21 protein-coding genes and 2 pseudogenes are annotated in these 22,195 nt (G+C 71.0%); 8 read left to right on the top strand and 15 right to left on the bottom strand.

Annotation, left to right across the window (positions count from 1 at the left end):
- Positions 1-532: 532 nt before the first annotated feature.
- Both ACTWQJ_RS20015 and ACTWQJ_RS20010 read right to left on the bottom strand, forming a co-directional pair.
- Positions 533-1,276, bottom strand: coding sequence for a hypothetical protein (locus tag ACTWQJ_RS20015; protein ID WP_443307987.1), 744 nt, complete (start codon positions 1,274-1,276; stop codon positions 533-535).
- The gene (locus ACTWQJ_RS20010) at positions 1,273-1,437 is read right to left on the bottom strand and encodes a hypothetical protein (RefSeq protein ID WP_443307986.1); all 165 of its coding nucleotides are present in this window, start codon (positions 1,435-1,437) and stop codon (positions 1,273-1,275) included. The genes ACTWQJ_RS20015 and ACTWQJ_RS20010 overlap by 4 nt, the downstream gene beginning before the upstream one ends.
- A gap of 174 nt (positions 1,438-1,611) precedes the next feature.
- Here ACTWQJ_RS20010 and ACTWQJ_RS20005 point away from each other — a divergent pair.
- Together ACTWQJ_RS20005 and ACTWQJ_RS20000 are read left to right on the top strand one after the other, a co-directional pair.
- Positions 1,612-1,716 (top strand): annotated as a pseudogene (locus ACTWQJ_RS20005) (toxin-antitoxin system, toxin component, PIN family protein); the annotation flags it as partial.
- Between the two features lie 26 nt (positions 1,717-1,742).
- Complete coding sequence (locus ACTWQJ_RS20000) at positions 1,743-1,997, top strand: toxin-antitoxin system, toxin component, PIN family protein (RefSeq protein ID WP_443307985.1); 255 nt, start codon at positions 1,743-1,745, stop codon at positions 1,995-1,997.
- 238 nt (positions 1,998-2,235) lie between these two features.
- Here ACTWQJ_RS20000 and ACTWQJ_RS19995 read toward each other — a convergent pair whose 3' ends face one another.
- Both ACTWQJ_RS19995 and ACTWQJ_RS19990 read right to left on the bottom strand, forming a co-directional pair.
- Complete coding sequence (locus ACTWQJ_RS19995; protein ID WP_443307984.1) at positions 2,236-2,934, bottom strand: TIGR03943 family putative permease subunit; 699 nt, start codon at positions 2,932-2,934, stop codon at positions 2,236-2,238.
- Entirely contained in the window at positions 2,931-3,947 is a 1,017-nt protein-coding gene (locus tag ACTWQJ_RS19990) for a permease (protein WP_443307983.1), read from the bottom strand. The genes ACTWQJ_RS19995 and ACTWQJ_RS19990 overlap by 4 nt, the downstream gene beginning before the upstream one ends.
- Before the next feature lie 184 nt (positions 3,948-4,131).
- Between ACTWQJ_RS19990 and ACTWQJ_RS19985 the strand changes: the two genes are divergently transcribed.
- Positions 4,132-6,051, top strand: a complete 1,920-nt coding sequence (locus tag ACTWQJ_RS19985) for an NAD-binding protein (RefSeq protein WP_443307989.1) — start codon at positions 4,132-4,134, stop codon at positions 6,049-6,051.
- 97 nt (positions 6,052-6,148) lie between these two features.
- Here the strand turns inward: ACTWQJ_RS19985 and ACTWQJ_RS19980 are convergent, their stop codons facing one another.
- Positions 6,149-7,984, bottom strand: a complete 1,836-nt coding sequence (locus ACTWQJ_RS19980; protein WP_443307982.1) for a S9 family peptidase — start codon at positions 7,982-7,984, stop codon at positions 6,149-6,151.
- Between the two features lie 136 nt (positions 7,985-8,120).
- Between ACTWQJ_RS19980 and ACTWQJ_RS19975 the strand changes: the two genes are divergently transcribed.
- Complete coding sequence (locus ACTWQJ_RS19975; protein ID WP_443307988.1) at positions 8,121-8,495, top strand: nuclear transport factor 2 family protein; 375 nt, start codon at positions 8,121-8,123, stop codon at positions 8,493-8,495.
- Positions 8,496-8,549: 54 nt separating this feature from the next.
- The gene (locus tag ACTWQJ_RS19970) at positions 8,550-9,344 is read left to right on the top strand and encodes an SURF1 family protein (RefSeq protein ID WP_443307981.1); all 795 of its coding nucleotides are present in this window, start codon (positions 8,550-8,552) and stop codon (positions 9,342-9,344) included.
- Between the two features lie 29 nt (positions 9,345-9,373).
- Here ACTWQJ_RS19970 and ACTWQJ_RS19965 read toward each other — a convergent pair whose 3' ends face one another.
- From ACTWQJ_RS19965 to ACTWQJ_RS19950, 4 genes are all read right to left on the bottom strand, one after another.
- A complete protein-coding gene (locus tag ACTWQJ_RS19965) occupies positions 9,374-10,564 on the bottom strand; it encodes a hypothetical protein (protein WP_443307980.1) in 1,191 nt (396 codons plus the stop codon).
- On the bottom strand, positions 10,561-11,235 hold the full coding sequence (locus ACTWQJ_RS19960; RefSeq protein WP_129799589.1) for a SigE family RNA polymerase sigma factor: 675 nt from the start codon (positions 11,233-11,235) through the stop codon (positions 10,561-10,563). Before ACTWQJ_RS19960 ends, ACTWQJ_RS19965 begins: the two co-directional genes overlap by 4 nt.
- Positions 11,236-11,618: 383 nt before the next feature.
- Positions 11,619-12,671: an aspartate-semialdehyde dehydrogenase gene (locus tag ACTWQJ_RS19955; RefSeq protein WP_443307979.1), complete on the bottom strand. Its 1,053-nt coding sequence runs from the start codon at positions 12,669-12,671 to the stop codon at positions 11,619-11,621.
- Positions 12,668-13,945 (bottom strand): aspartate kinase, encoded by a 1,278-nt coding sequence (locus ACTWQJ_RS19950; RefSeq protein WP_443307978.1) that lies wholly within the window; start codon positions 13,943-13,945, stop codon positions 12,668-12,670. The genes ACTWQJ_RS19955 and ACTWQJ_RS19950 overlap by 4 nt, the downstream gene beginning before the upstream one ends.
- 199 nt (positions 13,946-14,144) lie before the next feature.
- Here ACTWQJ_RS19950 and ACTWQJ_RS19945 point away from each other — a divergent pair, with 199 nt between their 5' ends.
- Both ACTWQJ_RS19945 and ACTWQJ_RS19940 read left to right on the top strand, forming a co-directional pair.
- The gene (locus ACTWQJ_RS19945; RefSeq protein ID WP_443307977.1) at positions 14,145-14,828 is read left to right on the top strand and encodes a response regulator transcription factor; all 684 of its coding nucleotides are present in this window, start codon (positions 14,145-14,147) and stop codon (positions 14,826-14,828) included.
- Positions 14,825-16,213 carry a HAMP domain-containing sensor histidine kinase gene (locus ACTWQJ_RS19940; RefSeq protein ID WP_443307976.1) on the top strand — a complete coding sequence of 463 codons (1,389 nt, stop codon included), beginning with the start codon at positions 14,825-14,827 and terminating at the stop codon, positions 16,211-16,213. Before ACTWQJ_RS19945 ends, ACTWQJ_RS19940 begins: the two co-directional genes overlap by 4 nt.
- Here the strand turns inward: ACTWQJ_RS19940 and ACTWQJ_RS19935 are convergent.
- From ACTWQJ_RS19935 to ACTWQJ_RS19920, 4 genes are all read right to left on the bottom strand, one after another.
- Positions 16,179-16,682 carry an SgcJ/EcaC family oxidoreductase gene (locus ACTWQJ_RS19935; RefSeq protein ID WP_443307975.1) on the bottom strand — a complete coding sequence of 168 codons (504 nt, stop codon included), beginning with the start codon at positions 16,680-16,682 and terminating at the stop codon, positions 16,179-16,181. The genes ACTWQJ_RS19940 and ACTWQJ_RS19935 overlap by 35 nt on opposite strands.
- 167 nt (positions 16,683-16,849) lie before the next feature.
- Positions 16,850-17,512 carry a DUF5063 domain-containing protein gene (locus ACTWQJ_RS19930; protein WP_443307974.1) on the bottom strand — a complete coding sequence of 221 codons (663 nt, stop codon included), beginning with the start codon at positions 17,510-17,512 and terminating at the stop codon, positions 16,850-16,852.
- Positions 17,505-18,104 (bottom strand): recombination mediator RecR, encoded by a 600-nt coding sequence (gene recR / locus ACTWQJ_RS19925; protein ID WP_129799593.1) that lies wholly within the window; start codon positions 18,102-18,104, stop codon positions 17,505-17,507. Before recR ends, ACTWQJ_RS19930 begins: the two co-directional genes overlap by 8 nt.
- A 59-nt stretch (positions 18,105-18,163) precedes the next feature.
- Positions 18,164-18,502, bottom strand: a complete 339-nt coding sequence (locus ACTWQJ_RS19920) for a YbaB/EbfC family nucleoid-associated protein (RefSeq protein ID WP_443307973.1) — start codon at positions 18,500-18,502, stop codon at positions 18,164-18,166.
- 293 nt (positions 18,503-18,795) lie between these two features.
- Here ACTWQJ_RS19920 and ACTWQJ_RS19915 point away from each other — a divergent pair, with 293 nt between their 5' ends.
- Positions 18,796-19,542, top strand: a complete 747-nt coding sequence (locus tag ACTWQJ_RS19915; protein WP_443307972.1) for an SLATT domain-containing protein — start codon at positions 18,796-18,798, stop codon at positions 19,540-19,542.
- Between the two features lie 130 nt (positions 19,543-19,672).
- On the opposite strand, the gene ACTWQJ_RS19910 is transcribed toward ACTWQJ_RS19915, so the two are convergent.
- Positions 19,673-21,205, bottom strand: coding sequence for a substrate-binding domain-containing protein (locus ACTWQJ_RS19910; RefSeq protein ID WP_443307971.1), 1,533 nt, complete (start codon positions 21,203-21,205; stop codon positions 19,673-19,675).
- Between the two features lie 143 nt (positions 21,206-21,348).
- Positions 21,349-22,195, bottom strand: a pseudogene (locus ACTWQJ_RS19905) (serine/threonine protein kinase); the annotation flags it as partial.

The raw sequence follows: 22,195 nt of genomic DNA, 5'->3' as shown, positions 1-22,195 counted from the left end.
GACCGAAGCGCTCCGTGCCCTCAAACGCCGACTGTCCGACGTCGTCTACCGAGCCCTCCAGCACGATGCCCAAGCGTCACACGACCACGTGAACACGCTCGCAGTGGCTGCTTGACATAGGAGTAATGGGACACCATCAGCTGTGGTCGCCAAGGGCCCTCTCCAACACGCTGAGGTACCCACCTGCAAGGTGGAACAGCTCTATTGCCGCCCGGCGGGCTTCCGACAGCCGCGCTGCTCGCTGCTGGTGTCTGTACGTTGCTGATACGACTCCCCAGGCTGTCAGCGCAGCTACTACGCCGCCCAGCGCCGCGGAAAGATCGCCCTGTAACAGCAGCCCCAAGCAGCCCTCACTAGCCTTGTGGATCCACGGCACCCCGTTCGTGGCAACCTGCGCCCGTCCCCTGACGCACAGACCAGCGCCCCCACGCCGACCGTCATCTCTACCCGAGATCGGTCGACACCAGTCCCTGGACGTCCCCCTCGCGGCCATCGGCGAAGATGTCGTTCATCGCTTCGGCACCCTTTGTGATCAAGCGCCGCTGCCAGGCGAGGAAGCCGCTGTCTTCCGGTCCCGTCGATCGGTCTGGCGGCGCAGATCGATGGTCCGCAATGTGGCGGGGAGGTCTGCCCGGTAGGGGATCAGGCCGAATCGGCGGTGCTTGATGGTGGCTGCCACCGTCACGCGGGCCTGAACGGGAGCGTCGGCGGTGGCCTTGACGATCACCGTGAAGGTCTCGTCGCCGATCAGGGGGTGACGGCTGGTCGCCTGGATGCGCCATTCCGGGTCGCTGTCCCTTTCGCCCATTCCGATGACGAAAAGGTCCTCCCGGCCTTGGCCGGGGGTGAGCTCGAGGGTGGACTCGACGATCGCGAGCTTGGCGCTGAGTCCGATGGTGGTTGCCCGCTCCACCGGGTGGGAGCGCTTCTTGGGAGAGATCGACCAGGCGATCGGCTGTCGGTCGGCAGGCTCGTCAGGGGACTCCAGGAGAACCCCTACGGCTGCGTCGACGAAAGGATCGCCGTTCGCCGGTGGGCGGAAGGCGCACGTGAGGCTGAGGAGAAGATAGGCGCTGTGCGGCGCCTCCGCCGTCAGGAAGCCGAGCCATTCCGCCTCGCCTGCGGCTGCCTCCTCCGCCGTCAGTGGATGAACGACGGCGGTGCTGAGCGATACCCGCCCTTCGATACGGGGCTGCGGGGCGGGCGACTGCAGCCGGGGCACGGCCACCAGGTCGATCTCGTGGAGCGGGGTCGGGGGCAGTTCCAGATGGGTCACGAGGCAGCTCCGTGGTTCGAATCCGAATGACGCCAGTCGCCGATGAAGCAGAACGAGCCCCAGTCCCGGAATGCCGGATGGCGGCCGCGGACAGCCGACTGGGCGGCGCGGAAGGCGGCCCGCCGGTCCGGCGTCTGTTCGAGGTGCTCGTAGAGGCGCATGTCCTTCGTTCACTGCGTTCCCTGAGGCTCCGCATGAGCGAGATCGGGGAGGCGGCTGCCGCCGTACGGGACGCCTTCGACACTCCCTACGGCCTCGTGTCCAAGAGGACATCGCGTACGACTACGACATGACGCCTGAGCAGGTGGACGCACTCTGCCAGGCAGTGGTGCACCTTGCCGCCTGAGTTCTTCCTCGACCGGAATCTCGGTCGTCGTGTCGCCGAGGGGCTGAGAGCCTGCGGGTGGACGGTTCACCGCATCGGGGACGTCTTCCCGGACGACGGGCAGGACGTTCCCGACGAGGAGTGGATCACTCACGGTCTCGAGCGCTCCTGGTCCCGCTGTCGAAGGACGGGCGGATCAAGACCCGGGATCTGGAGATCCGGCCTGTCCTGGAGCGTGAGGCAGTGCTGTTCTACCCGGACAACCAGCAGCTGCGCAGCATCGAGATGGTCGAGCGGCTCGTCGCACGCCGTGACGCGATCCACCGGGCCGTCGAGAAGGGCGGTCCGGCGGCCTACGCCGTACGACACGACCGTATTGAGCGCACCTGGCCCTGACGGGCCGCTTGTCGGGGCCGATCCGCCCTGGTGGACCGGCCGCAGACGTGGTGTGCTGGAAGTGACGGGAAGGACCCGATTCGAGACGCGGGGAAGCGGTCCTGAGCCGCGCACCGCGCAATCCGGATCCGCGAGAAGCGGGTGGAGCCCTTCCCGTCCTTCATGTCCGGCATATCCGGCCTTCACGCGGCCGGATGATCGTGCCGCAGCAGGCAGTATCGGGATGAATAACGCCGAGTCAGCTGTTCCAGCTCTCGTCGTACGGATCGGCGGGCTCCGGGACCGGCCGTGCGGTCGTGACCTCGACGAAGGGGATCGGGCCGCCGTTGACCGGGTCCTTCGTGCGACGGGCGGTGTAGGTGCCGGTGACCTCGAGCCAGGCGTCCGGCTGCAGGACGGGGGGGATGTGCCCGGTCAGGCCGATCTTGACCGGGAGGCCGTCGGCGGCACAGCAGTTGAGGGCGATACGGATCAGGTACGGCGTGCCGGCCCGGTCCAGCGCGACGAAACCGGTGATCTTCACCCGGCGGTCGCGCAGCGAGCGTCCCTCGTCGTACACCGCGCGGGCCGCGTAGTCGGCGACGCCCAGGCGGACCGGATCCCCGGCGGGCAGCGGCGCGTAGGCCGGAGGCTGCTGCAGGGCCGTGCCCGTGCGCATCGCGCTGTACGAGCCGAGGGCCGGCGGTGCGATGAGGATGAGGGCGAGGACCGGCAGCAACAGGAGCCAGGAGACGCGGGGTTCATGGTGCCGCGGTGCCGGGTTCCGCCGCTCGTACCACACCGTCGCCACCGCCGCCGCGACCAGTACGGCACCGGCGGCCAGCAGCAGCGGCCGCAGACCCGCCTTGACGTACCGCAGCGACAGGTCGGTGGCGCCCGCGTGCAGCAGGGACGCGCCCAGCAGGAACAGCACCGCCGCCTGCGCGTGCCGGTTCACAGCAGCACCGCCCCGGTCAGCGCGGCCACGGCCACGGCGACGGCGAAGGTCGCCGGGGCGAAGCGCAGGGCGAAGCCGCGGCCGAAGGTGCCCGCCTGCATCGCGAACAGCTTCAGGTCCACCATCGGCCCGACCACCAGGAATGCCAGCCGGGCCGTCGGCGAGAACTGGGTCAGCGACGCGGCCACGAACGCGTCCGCCTCCGAACAGATCGACAGCAGTACGGCGAGCACGGCCAGGGCGAGCACCGCCACCACCGGGTGGTCGGCCGCCGCGCGCAGCCACTGCTCGGGAACGACCGCCTTGAGGGTCGCCGCCGCCATCGCGCCGATCACCAGAAAGCCGCCGGCGTGCATCACGTCGTGCCGCACCGACCCCCAGAAGGCCGCTCCCCGGCCCTGACCCTCGTACGACGGACGGGCCGGCGGACGCAGCCAGTCGGTGCGGCCGAGCCGCTGCCACAGCCAGCCCATCGCGCACGCCACGACCAGGCTCGCGACGAACCGGGCCAGCACCATCTCCGGTTCGCCGGGGAAGGCGACCGCCGTCGCCGTCAGCACGATCGGGTTGATCGCGGGCGCGGAGAGCAGGAACGCCAGCGCGGCGGCCGGGGTGACACCGCGCCGCATCAACGCGCCGGCCACCGGCACCGACGCGCACTCGCAGCCGGGGACGACCGCGCCCGCCAGCCCCGCGACCGGTACGGCCGCGGCCGGCCGGGCGGGCAGCGCACGGGCGAAGACCGACGGTGGTACGAACACGGCGACGGCCGCCGACAGCAGCACACCGAGCACCAGGAACGGCAGGGCCTGCACGACCACTGCGACGAACACCGTCGTCCAGCTCTGCATCACCGGCGCGGACAGGGCGCGGCGGATCGGCGCCTGGGCGAGGAGCAGCAGGAGCAGGGTCACGGTGAGGACCAGGGGGGAGCTGAGGTGCCAGCCCTCCGGGTCCGGCGGCCCCGCCCGTTCATCGGGCCGCGGGGCTGCTTCGGTGACGGTGTCGGCCACGGGTCGGGTCCTCCGTTGTGCCAGGTGCGAGGTGGCGGGGTGCCGGGGTGTGCCTCCCCTTCGGTACGGCGGGCGAGGAACGGATGTTCAGTCAGTTGCTGGAACCATCCGTCCCGGTGGGGCAGTCTTTTCCCTCGTGGGGAGCGTTCCGAATCAGGGTCAGCCGGATGGCGCGACCGCGCACATGGTGGTGTGCGGTGACGACGGGCTCGCGCACCGGCTCGCGGCCGAACTGCGGGGAGTGTACGAGGAGCAGGTGACGCTCGTCGTACCACCCGACGGGCGCCGGGTGCGCCAGCCGGTCGTCGGACGGGCCCGGGCCGCGTCGGCGGCGCTGCTCGACCGGATGGTGAACGCGGCCAACCGGGCCGCCGGGAACGGCAACTCCGGTGGCGAGGGCGGCGGGAGCGAGCGGCTCGTGGAGGCCGCCGAGCCGACCGAGAGCGTACTCGCCGACGCGGGCGTGGAGCGGGCGACCGCGCTGGCGCTCGTGTACGACGACGACGAGACCAACATCCGCGCCGCTCTCACCGCCCGCCGCCTCAACCCACGGCTGCGCCTCGTTCTGCGGCTCTACAACCGGCGGTTGGGGCAGCACATCGAGGAACTCCTCGACCAGGCCGCCGCGTTGGCGGTCGGCGGTTCGGCCGCCTCCGTCGACGCCTCCACCACCGTGCTGTCCGACGCCGACACGGCCGCACCGGCGCTGGCGGCGACCGCGCTCGCCGGGACCAGCAAGGTCGTACAGACCGACGGGCTGCTGCTGCGGGCCGTGGAGCGGACACCGCCGGCGCCGGGTCAGGTCGCCGATCCCGGGCTGTGCACGCTGGCGCTGCTGTCGACGACGAGCAGTGACCCGGCCGGTGCGGACGGGTCGGAGAGCAGCGGGGAGCGCGGGCCGCGGCTGCTGCCGGACGAGGAGGAGGTGGCCGCGGCGACCGGGCGCGGAACGGTCGTGCTGGAGCAGGTGTCGTACTCCGGGTCACCGCAGTCCTCGGGGCGCGGGGTCGGTGTCGTACCGCCGTTCGCGTCGCTGTTCTCCCGGCGGTTGCGCTGGTCGCTCGCGGGCCTGGTGGGTGCCGTGCTCGCGCTGGCGATCGCGCTGACGATCGTCACCGATGACCATCCGCTGCGCGCGACGTATCTGACGTTGCTCGACATCCTCGGCATCGACGACCCGGCCACCGACGCGAGCACCGGACGGCAGATCCTCCAACTCCTGTCCGCTGTTGTCGGGTTGCTGCTGCTGCCGGTGCTGCTGGCGGCCGTGCTGGAGGCGCTCGGCACCTTCCGGAGCGCGTCCACGCTGCGCAGGCCGCCGCGCGGACTCGCCGGGCACGTCGTGCTGCTCGGACTCGGCAAGATCGGCACCCGCGTGCTGACCCGGCTGCGGGAACTGCACATTCCGGTGGTGTGCGTCGAGGCCGATCCCGAGGCGCGCGGCATGGCGACGGCCCGGCGGTTACGGGTGCCGGTGGTGCTCGGGGACGTCACACAGGAGGGCGTCCTGGAGGCCGCCAAGATTCACCGGGCGCATGCGCTGCTCGCGCTGACCAGCGTGGACACGACGAACCTGGAGGCCGCGCTGTACGCCCGGTCCGTACGGCCCGATCTGCGGGTCGTGCTCCGCCTGTACGACGACGACTTCGCGGCCGCCGTGTACCGCACCCTGCGGGCCGCGCACCCGCGTGCGCTCACCCGCAGCCGCAGTGTCACCCATCTCGCGGCCCCCTCCTTCGCCGGGGCCATGATGGGCCGGCAGGTGCTGGGGGCCATCCCGGTCGAGCGGCGGGTGCTGCTCTTCGCGGCCGTGGACGTGCGCGGGATCCGGCAGTTGGAGGGGAAGACGGTGGCCGACGCCTTCCAGGCCGGGTCGTGGCGGGTGCTGGCCCTGGACGCGGCGGCACCGGAGGAACGCCGGCCGGATCTTGCGGTGGGTCCGTCCTCCACCGGCCCCGGCGACACCCCACCCACCTCGGACCTCGTGTGGAACCTCCCGCCGACGTATGTCCTGCGGGCCGACGACCGGGTGGTACTGGCGGCGACCCGGCGGGGGTTGGCGGACCTGCTGGGGAGGCGGCCACGGGCGCGGGCGGCGAGATGACGGGCGGCGGCGGGGTCGCGGTCGTACGGTTGCGCCCGACCCCGCCATCCGTCCTCGACCCCGCCGTCCGTCTCCCCCGGTGACGGCGACGCGGCCGTCAGGCGCCCGCACCGTTGAGGTGTCTCTCCGCGAAGTCCAGTTCCAGCTTCACCTGCTTGATCCGCTCGTCGACGACCAGCGAGCCGTGTCCCGCGTCGTACCGGTAGACCTCGTGGATCGCGCCGCGCGCCTGAAGGCGCTTGACGTAGTTCTCGATCTGGCGGATGGGGCAGCGCGGGTCGTTCACGCCGGCCGAGATGTACACCGGGGCCTTGACCTGGTCGACGTAGGTGAGCGGGGACGACGCCTCGAAGCGCTCGGGGACCTCCTCCGGGGTGCCGCCCAGGAGGGTGCGGTCCATGGCCTTCAGGGCCTCCATCTCGTCGTGGTACGCGGTGACGTAGTCGGCCACCGGGACCGCCGCGATGCCCAGCGTCCACGCGTCCGGCTGGGTGCCGAGGCCGAGGAGGGTGAGGTAGCCGCCCCAGGAACCGCCGGTCAGGATCAGCCGGTCGGGGTCGGCGAGGCCCGAGGTGATCGCCCACTCCCGGACCGCCGCGATGTCCTCCAGCTCGATCAGGCCGACCCGGTGCTTCAGCGCGTCCGTCCAGGCGCGGCCGTAGCCGGTGGAGCCGCGGTAGTTGACCCGCACGACCGCGTACCCGTGGTCCACCCAGGCGGCCGGGCCCGCGGCGAAGGAGTCGCTGTCGTGCCAGGTGGGGCCGCCATGGATGTCGAACACTGTGGGCAGCGGGCCGGTCGCACCGGCCGGCTTCTGGACCAGGGCGTGGATACGGCCGCCGGGGCCCTCCACCCAGACGTCCTCCACCGGCACCGAACCCGGGGACTTCATGCCGGGCGGGTCGAGGACCACCCGGCCCGCCGTCGAGCGCACCGACGACGGCTCGGCCGCCGACGACCACAGGTACTCCACGCTGCCGTCGGGTCGGGCGGTCGCGCCGGAGACCGTGCCGGGCGGGGTCGGGACCTTCGCCAGCTCGCGCGTGCCGAAGTCGTAGCGGAACAGCTCGCCGCGGGCCTCGTGGCTGTGCCCGATCAGCAGCCCGGAGCCGTCCGCGTACCACTCGGCGCTGACGTCACCGGGCAGGTCCAGCGCCAGGTCCGTCTCCTCGCCCGTCGCCACGTCCCACACCAGCGGCTCCCAGCGGCCGCGCCTCTGGTGGCCGATGAGCAGGCGCGTGTCACCGTCGACCGGCGCGAAGCCGAGGACCTCCAGGCCCAGCTCGACGGAGCCGCCCTTGGTGTCGTCGAGCTCGGCGACCGGCGTGCCGTCGGGGCGCAGCACGCGCAGCGCCGAGTGCATCGCGTCCCCGTGCTCGGTGTGCTCCACGGCGATCAGCGAACCGTCGTGGGAGAGGTCGCCGACGCCCGCCGACTCACGGTGCCGGTAGATCTCCACCGGCGCCTCGCCCAGGCGGGCGATGTGGATCGTCGTACCGTCCTCGTCGGTGGAGCGGCCCACCACCGCCGTACGTCCGTCACGCCCCAGGGCGAGGCCCGCCGGATAGGACGGGTCCAGGCCCGGTACGGCGAGCTCGTCCTCGCCGCCGGTGAAGGGCTGGCGGCGCCACACGCCGAACTCGTCGCCGTCCTTGTCGTCGAACCACCAGATCCACGCGCCGTCCGGGGAGAGCACGCCGTCCGTCGTGCCGTTCGGCCGGTCCGTCACCTGGCGCTGCTGACCCGTCGAACGGTCCCAGGCGTACAGCTCGTACGTCCCCGTCGCGTTCGACACGAACAGGGAGCGGTCGGGTGCGTCCTCCGCCCAGTCGGGCAGCGACACCCGCGGCGCCCGGAAGCGCTTCTCCCAGTCCGGCATGTTCTCACCCTGCTTGCGCTGATCTTGCGCGGCGGACCCGTTGCTCTCAGTCATGGCCCCATAGTGCCTGGTCCGGCCGACAATCCGCCGCCGAGGTCCCCAGCCTGTGGAAAACCTCCACCGACCCCCCTTCCGGCCGGGCCTGGGCCGGTTGTCAGTGGCAGGGTGCACACTCCTTCCCATGACCGCGATGACCGATCCGCGCAAGACCGTCGAGAGGTTCTGGGCCACCGCCGAGGCCCGGGACTGGGGCGCATTCGCCGAGACCCTGGCCGAGGACGTCGTGTACACGCTGCCGCAGACTCGGGAGAAGATCAGTGGCCGGGACCGGTTCGTGCAGTTCTACAAGGAGTATCCCGGCGAGTGGCACCTGCGGATCGAGCGACTCGTCGCCGAGCCGGATCACGTCGTCTCCTGGATCCACGCCACCGTGGGACCGGAGGAGATGTACGCCATCTCGTTCTTCACCTTCACCGGTGACGGGCGGATCGACTCCATAACCGACTTCTGGCCGGAGCCGTACGAGCCCCCGGCCGGCCGCGAGCACCTGAGCGAGCGGTACTGACCCACAGCCACCCCGCGGCCGGGCGCTCCGCGGGAGCCCCGTACCGTTGGTGGCGTGTACCGGTTTCTGCTGACGCCCCGTTGGTGGGGGATCAACGTCTTCGTGCTGCTCGCCATCCCCTTCTGCATCTTCATGGGGTCCTGGCAGCTGAGCCGGTTCGAGGACCGGGTCGAGGACCACCGCAGCGCGGGCGAGCAGGCCGCGTCGGACAAGACCAAGGCGGCCCGGCCGCTCGCCGAGCTGCTGCCCGTGGACAAGGTGACCTCCGGCGACCGGACCACCGCGACCGGCACGTACGGCGAGCAGCTGCTCGTCCCGGACCGGGAACTGGACGGCAGGCGCGGCTACTACGTCCTGACCCTGCTGCGCACCGACGACGGCAAGGCCCTCCCGGTCGTCCGGGGCTGGCTGCCCGGCGCCGCCGACCCCGCCAAGGCCCCGGCCCCGCCGTCCGGCGAGGTCACGGTCACCGGCGCGCTCCAGGCGTCCGAGAACCCGGGCGAGAACGGCATCAGTGCGCAGGGCGGGCTGCCGTCCGGGCAGACCGCGGCGATCAGCGCGGCGTCGCTGGTGAACCTGGTGCCGTACGACGTCTACGACGCGTGGGTCACGCTCGACAAGGGCGACTCCGGAATGCGCGCGGTGCCGGTGAGCGCGCCGCCGGACACCGGACTCGACCTCAAGGCCTTCCAGAACCTCGGCTACACCGGCGAGTGGTTCGTCTTCGCGGGCTTCGTCGTCTTCATGTGGTTCCGGCTGCTGCGCCGCGAGGTGGAGTTCGTGCGGGACGCGGAGATGGGGCTGCTGCCGGAGGACGAGCAGCGCGTCTCCAGCCCGTCCGGAGTCTGAGGACGACGAGGACGACGCCGGGGGCCGGCCTACGAGGCGGACAGCACCCCGGTCCGGTACACGGTCCCCGCACACGCGTTGGCCACCGTCGCGGAAACCGTCGGCGCTCCCGCCTCCGCCGTGTAGGAGACGACGACGCTTCCGTCGGCCGTACCGTCCTCCGTGACCAGCTGGGTGGACGTGCCGGTGTCGCCACCGGTGGAGCTGCCGTCGGTCGTGGTGCCGGGGTCGGTGGTGGGCGTCGGGTCGGGCGTAGGACCGCCCGTGCCGCCGCTGTCGTCGCCGGAGTCGGTGGGGCAGGTCTCCGAAGGCACCCAGGCGAACTTCACCTCGTACGCGGAGCCCGGTTGCAGCACCAGCTGCGGGACCTCGAGGGACGGGTCCGGCAGGCCGGCCGCCGTGTCGCCGGACGTGTGGGCCACCACGGTGATCTTGGTGGGGTCCGCCGCGCCCTGCGCGAGGGGACTGACCGTGCCGGCGCCGCCGACGGTACAGCCCGCGGAGGAGACGTTCATGATCCGGAAGGTGCCGTAGACCGTGCCGCCGGAGTCGGGGACGTCGGCGGTCGCGGTGGCCGAGCCGAGCTGCTCGGCCGTACACACAGGGGCGCTGACCGCGCTGGTCGCCGAGGGGTAGGAGACGTCGGGGCTGGCTTCGGCGCCGGTCTCGGGGCTGCCGCCCGGGCCTGTCTCCTTGTGCGTGGGGCCGCCCTTGCCGGGGTCCTCGGCCTTGCCCGTGGAGGCCGAGCCGCCGCTGCCCGCGCCCTCGGTGCTCTTGCCCTCACCCGCCCCGCCCTGCGCCTGCGCGCCGTGACCGGCGATGGACGGGTTGGCGTCGGGACCGGTGGAGTTGGAGACGTGCACCAGGGCCGGGACGGCGGTGCACACGAACAGTGCCGCGGCCGCCATGCCGACGACGGCCTGCCGCTTGCGCGCCCGCCGGGCGGGCACGGCCCGCCGCAGGTGGTCCAGCGTGCCGTCGCGCGGCTCGATGTCCTGCACCGCCTGATGCAGCATCCTGCGCAGTGCCAGCTCGTCCGAGTCGAACCCCTCGGGGCCCTGGTCGTCGGGGCCGTGGTTCACAGTTCCGTTCCCAGCGTGCGATTGCTTCGGCTCTTGCTCGCGCGAGGCGCCCCCCGGCCCCTCCTCGGGTGTCGGCTCGCGCCACTCGTACGGCTCATGCGGCTCGTGCGGATGCCGCCGCCCGTTCTCGTCGGTCATGCCGGCGCCTCCATGGCGATCCGGAGGGCCGCGATGCCGCGCGAGCCGTACGCCTTGACCGAGCCCAGCGATATCCCGAGCGTCTCGGCGACCTGGGCCTCCGTCATGTCCGCGAAGTAGCGCAGCACCAGGACCTCGCGCTGGCGGCGCTGCAGGCCCTTCATCGCCTTGATCAGGGAGTCGCGCTCCAACTGGTCGTACGCCCCCTCCTCGGCGCTCGCCATGTCGGGCATGGGCTTCGACAGCAGCTTGAGGCCGAGGATGCGGCGGCGCAATGCCGAGCGCGAGAGATTGACGACCGTCTGACGCAGATACGCCAGCGTCTTCTCCGGGTCGCGGACCCGTTTGCGGGCCGAGTGGACGCGGATGAAGGCTTCCTGCACGACGTCCTCGCAGGATGCGGTGTCGTCGAGGAGGAGGGCGGCGAGACCGAGCAGCGAGCGGTAGTGCGTGCGGTAGGTCTCGGTGAGGTGGTCGACGGTGGTGCCGGCCGCCGCCGCATCGACGTCGTCGGCACCGTCACGCTGATTCGGGATGCGGGCGGGCCGCGCTGCGGGCATGGGGGCGATCACCGGCATGCCGCCGGGCGCGCCCACGCGAGTGCGGACGGGCCGGGGCGGCCGAAGGGCCGTGCCGCGGGTTGCCGCAGGAAACTCGAGTACCTCTGCCACGCCAGTTGGACACGCTTCCCCCCGCCAGGGTTGTACGTGCCGGGCGTCACTCTCGTTCTCGCGTCAGGCAGCACGACTGACGGTGCCTCATATGCCCACATGCGTCCGCTCTTCCCCTATGTCCCATATGAACGAGCGTCCCCACGCACCGTTCACGGCGTCCCCACGCCTGGATCAACGCGCCTCCACACCCCGGAAGGGCGACCGCATAGACGCTCCCCGCCCTCCGCACGGTTGCGGAGGGCGGGGAGGAAATCTTCAAACGTCGAGGGGCCCGAAACAAGTGGTCCGGACCACTTGTCCGGCTCACCTGGCGTGCACAGCTTCCATGGATCCTACAAACAAATCAGGCCATCGCCGAGACCTTTTACGTTCACTTACCTTCACGACATCTCCGCAGCCACGAGCTCGGCGATCTGCGCGGTGTTGAGCGCGGCCCCCTTGCGCAGATTGTCGCCGCACACGAAGAGCTCGAGTGCCGTCGGATCGTCCAGGGCCCGGCGCACCCGCCCGACCCACGTCGGGTCGGTCCCCACCACATCGGCGGGCGTCGGGAACTCCCCGGCCGCCGGATTGTCGAACAGGACGACCCCGGGCGTGGTGGCGAGAATCTCACGGGCCCGGTCCACCGTCACCTCGTCCTCGAAGCGGGCGTGCACGGTCAACGAGTGCACGGTCACCACCGGCACCCGGACACACGTCACCGCGACGGGCAGCCGCGGCAGTCCGAGGATCTTGCGGGACTCGTCCCGCACCTTCATCTCCTCCGACGACCAGCCGTCCTCGCGCACCGACCCGGCCCACGGCACGACGTTCAGCGCCACCGGCTCCGGGAACGGTCCGGTGCTGTCCCCCACGACCCGCCGTATGTCACCGGGGTGGGTCCCCAGCTCCGTGCCGGCCACCAGGGACAGCTGCTGCCGCAGCGTCTCCACGCCGGCCCGCCCTGCCCCGCTCACCGCCTGGTACGCGGAGACGACCAGCTCACGCAGTCCGAATCCGGCGTGCAGAGCGCCCAGGGCGACGATCATGGACAGCGTCGTGCAGTTGGGGTTGGCGATGATGCCGCGCGGACGCACCCGGACCGCATGCGGATTGACCTCGGGCACGACCAGCGGCACGTCCGGATCCATCCGGAACGCGCCCGAATTGTCCACGACGACGGCGCCCTTGGCGGCGGCGATCGGCGCCCACTGTGCGGCGAGCTCGTCCGGCAGGTCGAACATGGCGACGTCGACCCCGTCGAACGCCTCCTCGGTGAGGGCGACCACCTCGACCTCCTCGCCGCGCACGGCCAGCTTGCGGCCGGCCGAGCGCGGCGAGGCGATCAGACGGATCTCGCCCCAGATGTCCGCGTGCTGGGACAGGATCTGGAGCATGACCGTGCCGACGACCCCGGTCGCTCCCACGACCGCGAGCGTCGGTCGGATGGTCATCGCCCGGTGCCTCCGTAGACGACGGCCTCGTCGCTGTCGGAGTCCAGGCCGAAGGCGATGTACACGGCGCGGACGGCCTCGGACACGTCGTCGGCGCGGGTGACGACCGAGATGCGGATCTCGGAGGTCGAGATCAGCTCGATGTTCACACCCGCGTCGCTCAGCGCCTCGAAGAACGCGGCCGTGACGCCCGGGTTGGTCTTCATACCGGCGCCGACCAGGGAGATCTTGCCGATCTGGTCGTCGTAGCGCAGCGAGTCGAAGCCGATGCCGGCCCTGTTCTTCTCCAGGGCGTCGATGGCCTTGCGGCCCTCGGTCTTCGGCAGCGTGAAGGAGATGTCCGTGAGCCCGGTGGAGGCGGCGGACACGTTCTGCACGACCATGTCGATGTTGATCTCGGCGTCGGCGATCGTGCGGAAGATGGCGGCGGCCTCGCCGGGCTTGTCCGGCACGCCGACGACCGTGATCTTGGCCTCGGAGGTGTCGTGCGCGACACCGGAAATGATGGCCTGCTCCACCTGCTTGTCCCCTTGCTTGATCGGCTCGCTGCTGACCCATGTGCCCTGCAGTCCGCTGAAGCTGGACCGGACATGGATCGGGATGTTGTAGCGGCGGGCGTACTCCACACAGCGGTGGAGCAGCACCTTCGACCCGGACGCGGCCAGCTCGAGCATGTCCTCGAACGAGATCCAGTCGATCTTCCGGGCCTTCTTCACCACGCGCGGGTCGGCGGTGAACACGCCGTCGACGTCGGTGTAGATCTCGCACACCTCGGCGTCGAGGGCGGCGGCCAGCGCCACGGCCGTGGTGTCGGACCCGCCGCGGCCCAGCGTCGTGATGTCCTTGGTGTCCTGGCTGACGCCCTGGAATCCGGCGACGATGGCGATGTTGCCCTCGTCCAGCGAGTCCCGGATCCGGCCCGGCGTGACATCGATGATCCGGGCTTTGTTGTGGACCGAGTCGGTGATGACACCTGCCTGGCTGCCCGTGAACGACTGGGCCGAGTGGCCCAGGTTTTTGATCGCCATGGCCAGCAGTGCCATGGAGATCCGCTCTCCGGCGGTCAGCAGCATGTCGAGCTCGCGCCCGGCAGGAATCGGGGAAACCTGCTCGGCGAGATCGATCAGCTCGTCCGTCGTGTCGCCCATCGCGGAAACCACCGCCACCACCTGGTGGCCGTTCTTCTTGGCTTCCACGATTCGCTTGGCGACGCGCTTGATGCCCTCGGCATCGGCTACGGAGGAGCCTCCGTACTTCTGCACGACAAGGCCCACGTGCGCTCCTCGCTCAGTCCGTGTGTGTCGGCTCATTTTAACGAGCGTCCGAAATTCCCTTCCCAGGTATCGCATGGTGAGATGTCCGGCCGCTCGTTCTCGGACTGCATATGCCCGGCATGCGCTGATGACACTCGGAAAAGTGCCGCGGGTCACAAGTTGCCTCTGATGATTAAGTTTCAAGGACTAAGGTGCCGCCGTGCGAGTACTTCTGGTGGAAGACGACGAGCCGGTCGCCGAGTCGCTCCGGCGCGGGCTGAAGCGGTACGGCTTCGAGGTGGAGTGGGTGACGACGGGCGGCGCCGCCCTCGCGCACCAGGGGCCGTACGACGTCGTCCTCCTCGATCTCGGCCTGCCCGACACCGACGGTCTCGACGTGTGCAAGGCGCTGCGGCAGCGCGGTGACGTGCCGATCATCGTGATCAGTGCCCGCAGCGACGAGACGGACCGGGTGGTCGGCCTGGAGCTGGGTGCCGACGACTATGTGTCCAAGCCGTTCGGCGTACGGGAGGTCATCGCGCGGATACGGGCCGTGATGCGCCGCATGCAACCCCGTACGCCCGCGGAGGCCGGCCCCGACCGTTACGGCCCGCGCCTGACGATCGACCGCAAGGCGGCCCGCGTCCACCTGGACGGCGCAGAGGTCTCCCTCGCGCCCAAGGAGTACGACCTGCTGGCCTTCCTCACCGAGGAGCCGGGCGCGCTGATGTCGCGCGAGCAGATCATGGAGGCCGTCTGGGACGCGAACTGGTTCGGCCCGACGAAGACCCTGGACGTCCATGTGGCGGCGCTGCGGCGCAAGCTCGCCGGGGCGATCACGATCGAGGCGGTCAGGGGGGTCGGTTTCCGGCTGATCGTGAACGAGGACGGCAACGGCCCATGATCCGCCAGCTCGTCCGCAGTTACGTCCTGCTCGTCGCGGTCGCCATCGCCCTGTTCACCATCCCCGTCGCCTTCACGCTCACCGCCCAGATCCGCGGCGACACCAAGCAGTCCGTGGAGCGTGAGGCCGCCACCATGGCGCTGCTGCTGGGCAACGGCGACAGCCCCTCGTGCCGGGCCCTGGAGCAGATGGCCGAGGCGTACACCGACGAGACGCCCGGCGAGGTCCAGGTGACCGCGACCCGGGACTGCGCGGCGGACCTGCCCCGGCCGCAACAGGACGCGGCCCTGACCCGGGCCCTGGAGGGCGGCACTCCCCCGCCCGACTGGGGCTCCGCCTTCATCTGGGGCCCGCACCTGGTCATCACCGTCCCCGCGCACGAGCGGGCGGCGGACGACGGCACCGCCGAGGGCCGGGTCGTGGGCGCCGTACGGATCGTCTACTCGACGGACAGCCTCACCGACCGCCTCTGGACCATCTGGGGTTTTCGCGCGATCCTCGCGGTGCTCGTGCTCGCCGTCGCCGCCCTGCTCGGTGTCGCCGTCGCCCGCCGCATCACCCGGCCCCTGCGCCAGCTCAACGACATGGCGAGCCGGTTCAGCGACGGCGACCTGACGGCCCGCTCCCCCGTGACGGGCCCCCCGGAGACCCAGACGCTGGCCCGCACGCTCAACCAGGGAGCGGAACGCCTGGACACACTGATCGCGTCGCAGCGCATCTTCGTGGCGGACGCCTCGCACCAGCTGCGGACCCCGTTGACGGCGTTGCGCCTCTCCCTGGACAACATCGCGGACGGCGTCGACGACGAGTTCGTCCGGGAGGACGTGGAGCAGGCGACCGCCGAGGTCGTGCGGATGAGCCGCCTGGTGAACGGCCTGCTGGTACTGGCGCGGGCGGAGGCGAAGGTGGCGGCGGCGGAACCCCTGCCGCTGCGGGAGATCGTCAATGACCGCCTGACGGCGTGGCGACCGGCCGCCGACGAGCGCGGAGTCACCATCGCGCTCAGGGGAAGTGCCGACGACCGGCCGCTCGTCATGGCCAGCCCCGGCCATCTGGAGCAGGTACTGGACAACGTGCTCTCCAACGCCCTGGAGGTGTCACCCGACGGCGGCACGATCACCATCCGGGTGGAATCCCGGTCCGACCAGGTGGTGCTCACCGTCCTGGACGAGGGTCCCGGCATGTCCGACGCGGAGAAGACCCGCGCCTTCGACCGCTTCTGGCGCGGCCAGGGCCTGACCGGACGCGCCGGCTCCGGCCTCGGCCTCGCCGTCGTCAGGCAACTGGTCACCGACGACGGCGGAACCGTGACACTCGGGGACGCCCCCGGCGGCGGGCTCGAGGTGACGATCAGCCTTCGGGCATCGCAGAGGAGTGGTGGTTGACGATCCGCCACTCACCGCCGCGCTTCTCGTACTCGTAGGTGTAGCGGGCGGTGACCGCGCGCTGCTCGCCGGTCTCGTGGTCGGTGAGCGCGAACTCGTACACGCCGGTGTCGATGGCGGAGTTGCCGTCGAGAACGTTGATGTGCGTCTCGACCTTCGTGCCGGCCGGCTTGTCGGCGAGGAAGTGCTCGAAGTAGTCGACGATGCCGGCCCGGTCGGTACGGACCTTGTTGGACACCGTGGGCAGCAGAACCGCGTCCTTCGCGTACCGGTCCGCGACGGTCTCCGCGTCACCGGTCTGCAGGGCGTTGTTCCAGCCGTCGAACAGGGCGGCGATCTCCGCCTCGGTGGCCTTCTTCTCACCCCACCACGACGGGCCGGCGACACCCACGCCGGCGGTGACGGTGGCGGTGGCGACGAGCGCGGTGGCGGTGACGACGGCGGCGCGTATCCGGGTCTTACGGGTCATCGCATCTCCAGTGCAAGTGAGGTGAGTTGCTCCCCGCGTGCGCTGTGTGCTCTGCGCTGCGGGAGTGACTCAAGCCTCGCTTTCCACCGGTTAGCGCCCGTGCAGCCGACGTACAGGAGACGTGCAGCGGCGATCCAATTCCCGGGCGGGGCCGTACTGTCCGGCGTTCAGCGCGACTGGAAGCGGAGTCCCAGTGGGCCCGCGATCTCCTGTTGCATCACCTTGCCGGCCTCGAACTCGAGGGTGTCGTCGCCCATGCTCTGGTCGGTGTCGAGGCCGTCCAGCTCCTCGAGGGGCTGGTTGAGGCGGACGTGGGCGACGACGGACTGCAGCGCCCTGAGCGTCGCGGACGCCGTTGCGCCCCAGTTGGAGAAGTAGGAGAACTGCCACCACCACAGCGCCTCCGTCGTGCGGCCGGCGCGGTAGTGGGCCATGCCGTGGCGGAGGTCGGTGATGACGTCCGCGAGGTCGTCGGAGATACGGGCCGGCACCGGGGCCTTGCGGGGCTCGTACGGGTCGAAGACCTCGGAGTAGACGTCGATCGGCTCCAGGAGCCGGGCCAGGTTCTCCCGCAACTCGTCGACGTCCGGCTCGGGGCCCGGGTCGGGCTCGTAGCGCTCGTCGGGGACGATGTCCTCGTGCGCGCCCAATCGACCGCCGGCCAGCAGGAGTTGGGAGACCTCCAGCAGGAGGAAGGGCACGGCCGAGTCCGGCTCGTCGCCTCTGGCCACCTCGGAGACGGCCACCAGGAAGCTCTCTACCTGGTCCGCGATCTGGACCGCGAAGTCGTCCGGGTCCTGCGTCGTGGAGTGCAGCGTGGCGTCAGACATCTAGGAGTCGTCTCCCCTCGAAGGCGCGGCCGAGGGTGACCTCGTCCGCGTATTCCAGGTCGCCACCCACCGGGAGGCCGCTGGCCAGGCGGGTGACCTTGAGGCCCATGGGCTTGATCATGCGGGCGAGGTACGTCGCCGTCGCCTCGCCCTCCAGATTCGGGTCCGTGGCCAGGATGAGTTCCGTGACCGTCCCGTCGGCCAGCCTCGCGAGAAGTTCTCGTATACGCAGATCGTCCGGGCCGACACCCTCGATCGGGCTGATCGCGCCACCCAGGACGTGATAGCGGCCTCGGAACTCGCGCGTCCGCTCGATGGCCACGACGTCCTTCGGCTCCTCCACCACACAGATCACCGCCGGGTCGCGGCGGCTGTCACGGCAGATGTTGCACAGCTCCTCCTGCGCGACATTGCCGCAGGTCGCGCAGAAACGGACCTTCGCCTTCACCTCGAGGAGGGCCTGGGCGAGACGCCGTACGTCCGCCGGTTCCGCCTGCAGGACATGGAAGGCGATCCGCTGCGCGCTCTTGGGACCGACGCCGGGCAGCCGCCCCAGCTCGTCGATGAGGTCCTGGACCACGCCTTCGTACAACGGACTGCCGCCCTTCCTGAGTGTCGTGCAGTACGTACGGTAGTTTCCCGCAGCCCGTCTTAGAAGGGCAGGCCGGGGATACCGCCACCCATGCCCTGGGCCAGCGGGCCCAGCTTCTCCTGCTGGAGATTCTGCGCGTTCTCGTTGGCCGCGTGGACGGCCGCGACGACCAGGTCGGCGAGGGTCTCGGTGTCCTCCGGGTCCACCGCCTTCGGGTCGATCTGCAGGGCGCGCAGCTCACCGGCTCCGGTCACGGTGGCCGTCACCAGACCGCCGCCCGCCTGGCCTTCGACCTCGGTCTGCGCCAGTTCCTCCTGCGCCCTCGCCAGGTCCTGCTGCATCTTCTGGGCCTGCTGCAGCAGCTGCTGCATATTGGGCTGGCCACCACCGGGGATCACGATCAGCTCCTCTTCCGGGGCTCGTGCGGCACGGGCTTTTCCCGCTCAGCACGAGCCTACGTGGTCCATGCGGCCGTCGCTCCAGCACTCTTTCGAGTGAGTCGACCAGATCTCCTATACCTGATCAAGGCCCCCTTCCGGGCGGAAAAGAGGGGAAACCCGGGTCTTCGCCACCCATTGGGCGGTAGGAAGGGTCAGGCGCATCAGCATCAGGCGTCGCGTACGACTGGTAGGCCGTACGTCGTACGACATGTCACGCACCGTGATCAGTTGTGATCGGTAGGGAGTGCCGGGTGGGTCAGCCGGAGATGCAGCCCGAGGGGCCGCCTCAGGACGGGCGGGGCGAGGGTGCGGCCGGACTGCGGCCGGGCGATCTGGCCGGGCGGGCCTTTCCGCTCGGGGACTGGGCCGAGCCCGCGGAGCGGCTGGACGAGCTGTACCGGTGGGTGGAGCGAGGGGCGCTGGACACGGCGGCCTGGTATCTCGCCGACCGGGTGTGGAAGCGGCGGGCCGCGCGGTCGCTGCGGTGCGGAGCGGCGCTGGGGGCGGTGGCCGGGGCCGCGCTGCCGTTGCTGGATCTGACCCGGGTGGTCGGCGGGGCGGCGCCCTGGGGGTATCTGGCGCTGCTGCTCGCGGTGGCGTGCGTGGCCGTGGACCGGTTCTTCGGGTTGACGTCCGGGTGGATAAGGGATGTTGCCACCGCGCAGGCCGTGCAGCGCAGGCTGCTCGCGTTGCAGTTCGAGTGGGCGTCGGAGAGTGTGCGGGAGGTGCTGGGGCCGACGGAGGGGACGGCGAGCGAGGCGGCCGAGCGGTGCCTGTCCGTGTTGCGGCGGTTCACCGAGGACGTGACGGAGCTGGTGCGGACGGAGACGGCGGACTGGATGGTGGAGTTCCGGACCGGGTCCGCACCGTTGGGGATTCAGTCGGCGGTGGGGTTCGGCGGGCGGGCGGATTGCGGTGCGGGCCAGGGGAGGCTGGCGGTGCCGCCGGGGGCTGCACGGCCGAACATGCCTCGGCAGCGGCCGCCGGAGCCGAGGTGATCGGGGTTCCGGGTGGCCGGGGGTGGGTCGCGCAGCCCGGCGCTTTCGGGGTGCCGTCCGCGCCCACCCGTGCCGCCCTGGGGGTCCCCCCTCTGGGGGAGGCACGACTGCCCGCGGGCTGGCGGGGGCGTCACTCGCACTGCTCCGGTTCCCGTAGGCACGGAAGATGCCCCTTCTCGCGGATCACGTCCTGGCTGCTGGACTCGCCGAGGTAGGCGAGGAAGCTTGCGGCGAGGGAGCCGGGGCGTGGGGTGCCGTGGGTGTAGGCGTACTCGATGTCCTTGTACGGATAGTGGGTGGCGCCCAGCTCGATCTGCTGGTCGTCGGGCTGGTCGCCGTCCAGGGGCACCCTGCGCACGTCGTCACCCCGTTCCTCGGCGGTGGTGAGTTCGCTGTAGCCGATGGCGCCGGGCTGTTCGGCGACCTTGTCCAGCACAGCTTTCGTGCTGGCCAGTTCGCAGCGGGTGACCGTGTCGCCGGCGGGCTCGGGCGGCGTGCAGTCCAGTGACGTGCTCGGCGCCCTCTCCCAGCCCTTCAGCACCCGCTCCTGGAAGATCTGCCGCGTTCCCGACTCGTCCCCGCGGCTGACCAGGACGACGGGCAGGTCGGCGATCTCCTTCACCCCGGGGACGATCTCTCCCCAGCGCCGGTACTTGCCCGCGTAGATGTCCCGCACCTCCTGCAGGGACAGGCCGTGCGAGCCGAGTTCGATGTCCTTGTGGACGACGAGGGTGAAGACGGACAGCGCGACCTTCCTCCCCTCCAGGTTCCAGCGCTCGCCCATCGGGCCGTCCGAGAAGGCGATCACGGACCGGGCGGAGTTCTTCGACTGTCCGGCCAGGTCGGCGAGTTCGGCGACGCCGTCCTCGCTGCCGCGCGTCTCCACCGAGATGTCGGCGCCCGCGCACTTGCTCTCGTACTGCTCCGCGAGCGTTGCGACGACGGGCTCGAAGGCCGTGGAGCCGATCACGGTCAGCTCACCCTGCTCGCACTCGATCGGGTTGCCGTCGCGCAGCAGGATGATGCCGGCGAGGCCGAGCATGGCGAGCGTGAGCGCGCCGCTGACCAGCCGGGCCGGGAGGCTGAACGTGCGCAGCTTCTCGTCCGGCTGGGGAGCGCTGTTGCGATGGACCCGGCCGTCCCGGAGGCCACCGATCAGCTTGACCTCCGAGTCCACCTCACCGCCGGACAGCAGCACGAGCAGCTTGAAGTGGTGGCCGGGATTGAGCGGGACTCGCGGGATGTACACCTTGTTGCGGTCGTACTCGAACCCGTTGGCGTCCGTGAAGTGGCTGTTCAGATGCTCGATGCCGGACGGCTGGGTGACCGAGACGGCCTGGACCGTGCGTCCCGTGAACTCGGCGGTCAGACCATGGACTTCGGACGAGGTGTAGTCGTCATTGGCGATGCTCTGTGATCCGTCGTTCTCGATGCGCAGCAGCACGAGCGACGCGTCGGCCATGTTCGGGACGTCGAACTCCCCGAGGCGGGGGTTGGGATCGGACGACGCGCCGTCGCCTATGGGGCTGTCCATCTGTACGCGGTAGCCGATCAGTTTGCGGCGCGGCACCCGGCGGTCGTACAGGAGCATCCCGAGGGACGCGAGGATACCGAGGACGGACGTGCCCACGGCGACGACGTTCTCTATGCTCAGCCACTCCACCGGTGGTCCCCCGCCACTCCAGAGCCGAATGGTGGGGTCACCGTACGTCTGCCCGGACGGCCCGTCAGGTCCTTCGCCCCGATGTTCGCGTGACGTTCAACTGCCTCACACGAAACGGGGCTTCAACCGCAGCCCGGCACACGTCACGGACGCCGGTACGTCAGCTTCTCCCCGGTGGCCGCGTTCACCCGCTGCAGACTGCCGTCCGGTTGCAGGGTGATCTCGGTCGCCGCGCCGGGGGTGCAGGCGGTGGCCGGTTCGCCGACGGTCACCGTGGACGGTCCGATCCGCACGGGGCCGTCGGCACTCGGCTGCTCGGCCAACCCGGCCTCGAAGACGCAGTGGTAGCTGCCGCCGTCCTCGGCGGGTCCGTCGGCGGTGAGGGACAGGACCGTGTCGCCCACCCCGCCCTGCTGGAGGGTGAGCCGACGGGTGTGCTGCCCGCTCGCGTTGTCGATCGTTGTCGTCCACGTGCCCAGGTACGCGGCCGGGATCGCGCCGTCGGACGTGGGCGAGGCCGACGGTGCGGACGTCGGGGACGAGGGGGGCGTCTCCGGGCCGGAGGCCGTGGGCGCGGTACTCGCCCCGGCGACGGTCGGCCCCGGATCGGGACTGCCGCCGCCGTCCAGGAGCGCGTACACCGACCCTCCGGCGGCAAGCGCGACGACCACCGCGACCACGACCAACGCGACGGTGGCACGTCCACTTCGGCGTGGGCGATCCTCGGGCGGGCCGTAGGGCGAGGTGACGGTGGGGTCGGCGGGGGGCGGGCCGTACGGCGGGGTGGGGCCGAGCCCGGCGTAGGGGTTGCCGGGGGCGGCTCCGCTGTACGGTGCGCCGCTCGGCGGGGCGCCGTGGGGGCTGCCGCCTGGCGGTGCGCCGTAAGGGCCGCCGCCTGCGGGGCCGCCGTGAGGGCCACCGCCTGCCGGGGCGTCGAACCGGCCACCGTTCCCCAGGGCGCCGTACGGTCCACCACCCGGTGCGCCACCC

Origin of the sequence: Streptomyces sp. KR55 (assembly GCF_052245645.1) — a bacterium.
Taxonomy (GTDB): domain Bacteria; phylum Actinomycetota; class Actinomycetes; order Streptomycetales; family Streptomycetaceae; genus Streptomyces; species Streptomyces flavusporus.
Note: the sequence above shows the minus strand (reverse complement) of the source record. Positions and strands in the feature narration are given on the sequence as shown.

What these genes read in the sequence shown, in the direction of transcription:
- ACTWQJ_RS19930 (WP_443307974.1), bottom strand. Translation starts at nt 17,512, where the DNA reads ATGTCTGACGCCACGCTGCACTCCACGACGCAGGACCCGGACGACTTC.
- ACTWQJ_RS19935 (WP_443307975.1), bottom strand. Translation starts at nt 16,682, where the DNA reads ATGACCCGTAAGACCCGGATACGCGCCGCCGTCGTCACCGCCACCGCG.
- ACTWQJ_RS19940 (WP_443307976.1), top strand. Translation starts at nt 14,825, where the DNA reads ATGATCCGCCAGCTCGTCCGCAGTTACGTCCTGCTCGTCGCGGTCGCC.
- ACTWQJ_RS19975 (WP_443307988.1), top strand. Translation starts at nt 8,121, where the DNA reads ATGACCGATCCGCGCAAGACCGTCGAGAGGTTCTGGGCCACCGCCGAG.
- ACTWQJ_RS19955 (WP_443307979.1), bottom strand. Translation starts at nt 12,671, where the DNA reads ATGACCATCCGACCGACGCTCGCGGTCGTGGGAGCGACCGGGGTCGTC.
- ACTWQJ_RS19985 (WP_443307989.1), top strand. Translation starts at nt 4,132, where the DNA reads ATGGTGGTGTGCGGTGACGACGGGCTCGCGCACCGGCTCGCGGCCGAA.
- ACTWQJ_RS19965 (WP_443307980.1), bottom strand. Translation starts at nt 10,564, where the DNA reads ATGACCGACGAGAACGGGCGGCGGCATCCGCACGAGCCGCATGAGCCG.
- ACTWQJ_RS20010 (WP_443307986.1), bottom strand. Translation starts at nt 1,437, where the DNA reads ATGCGCCTCTACGAGCACCTCGAACAGACGCCGGACCGGCGGGCCGCC.
- ACTWQJ_RS19980 (WP_443307982.1), bottom strand. Translation starts at nt 7,984, where the DNA reads ATGACTGAGAGCAACGGGTCCGCCGCGCAAGATCAGCGCAAGCAGGGT.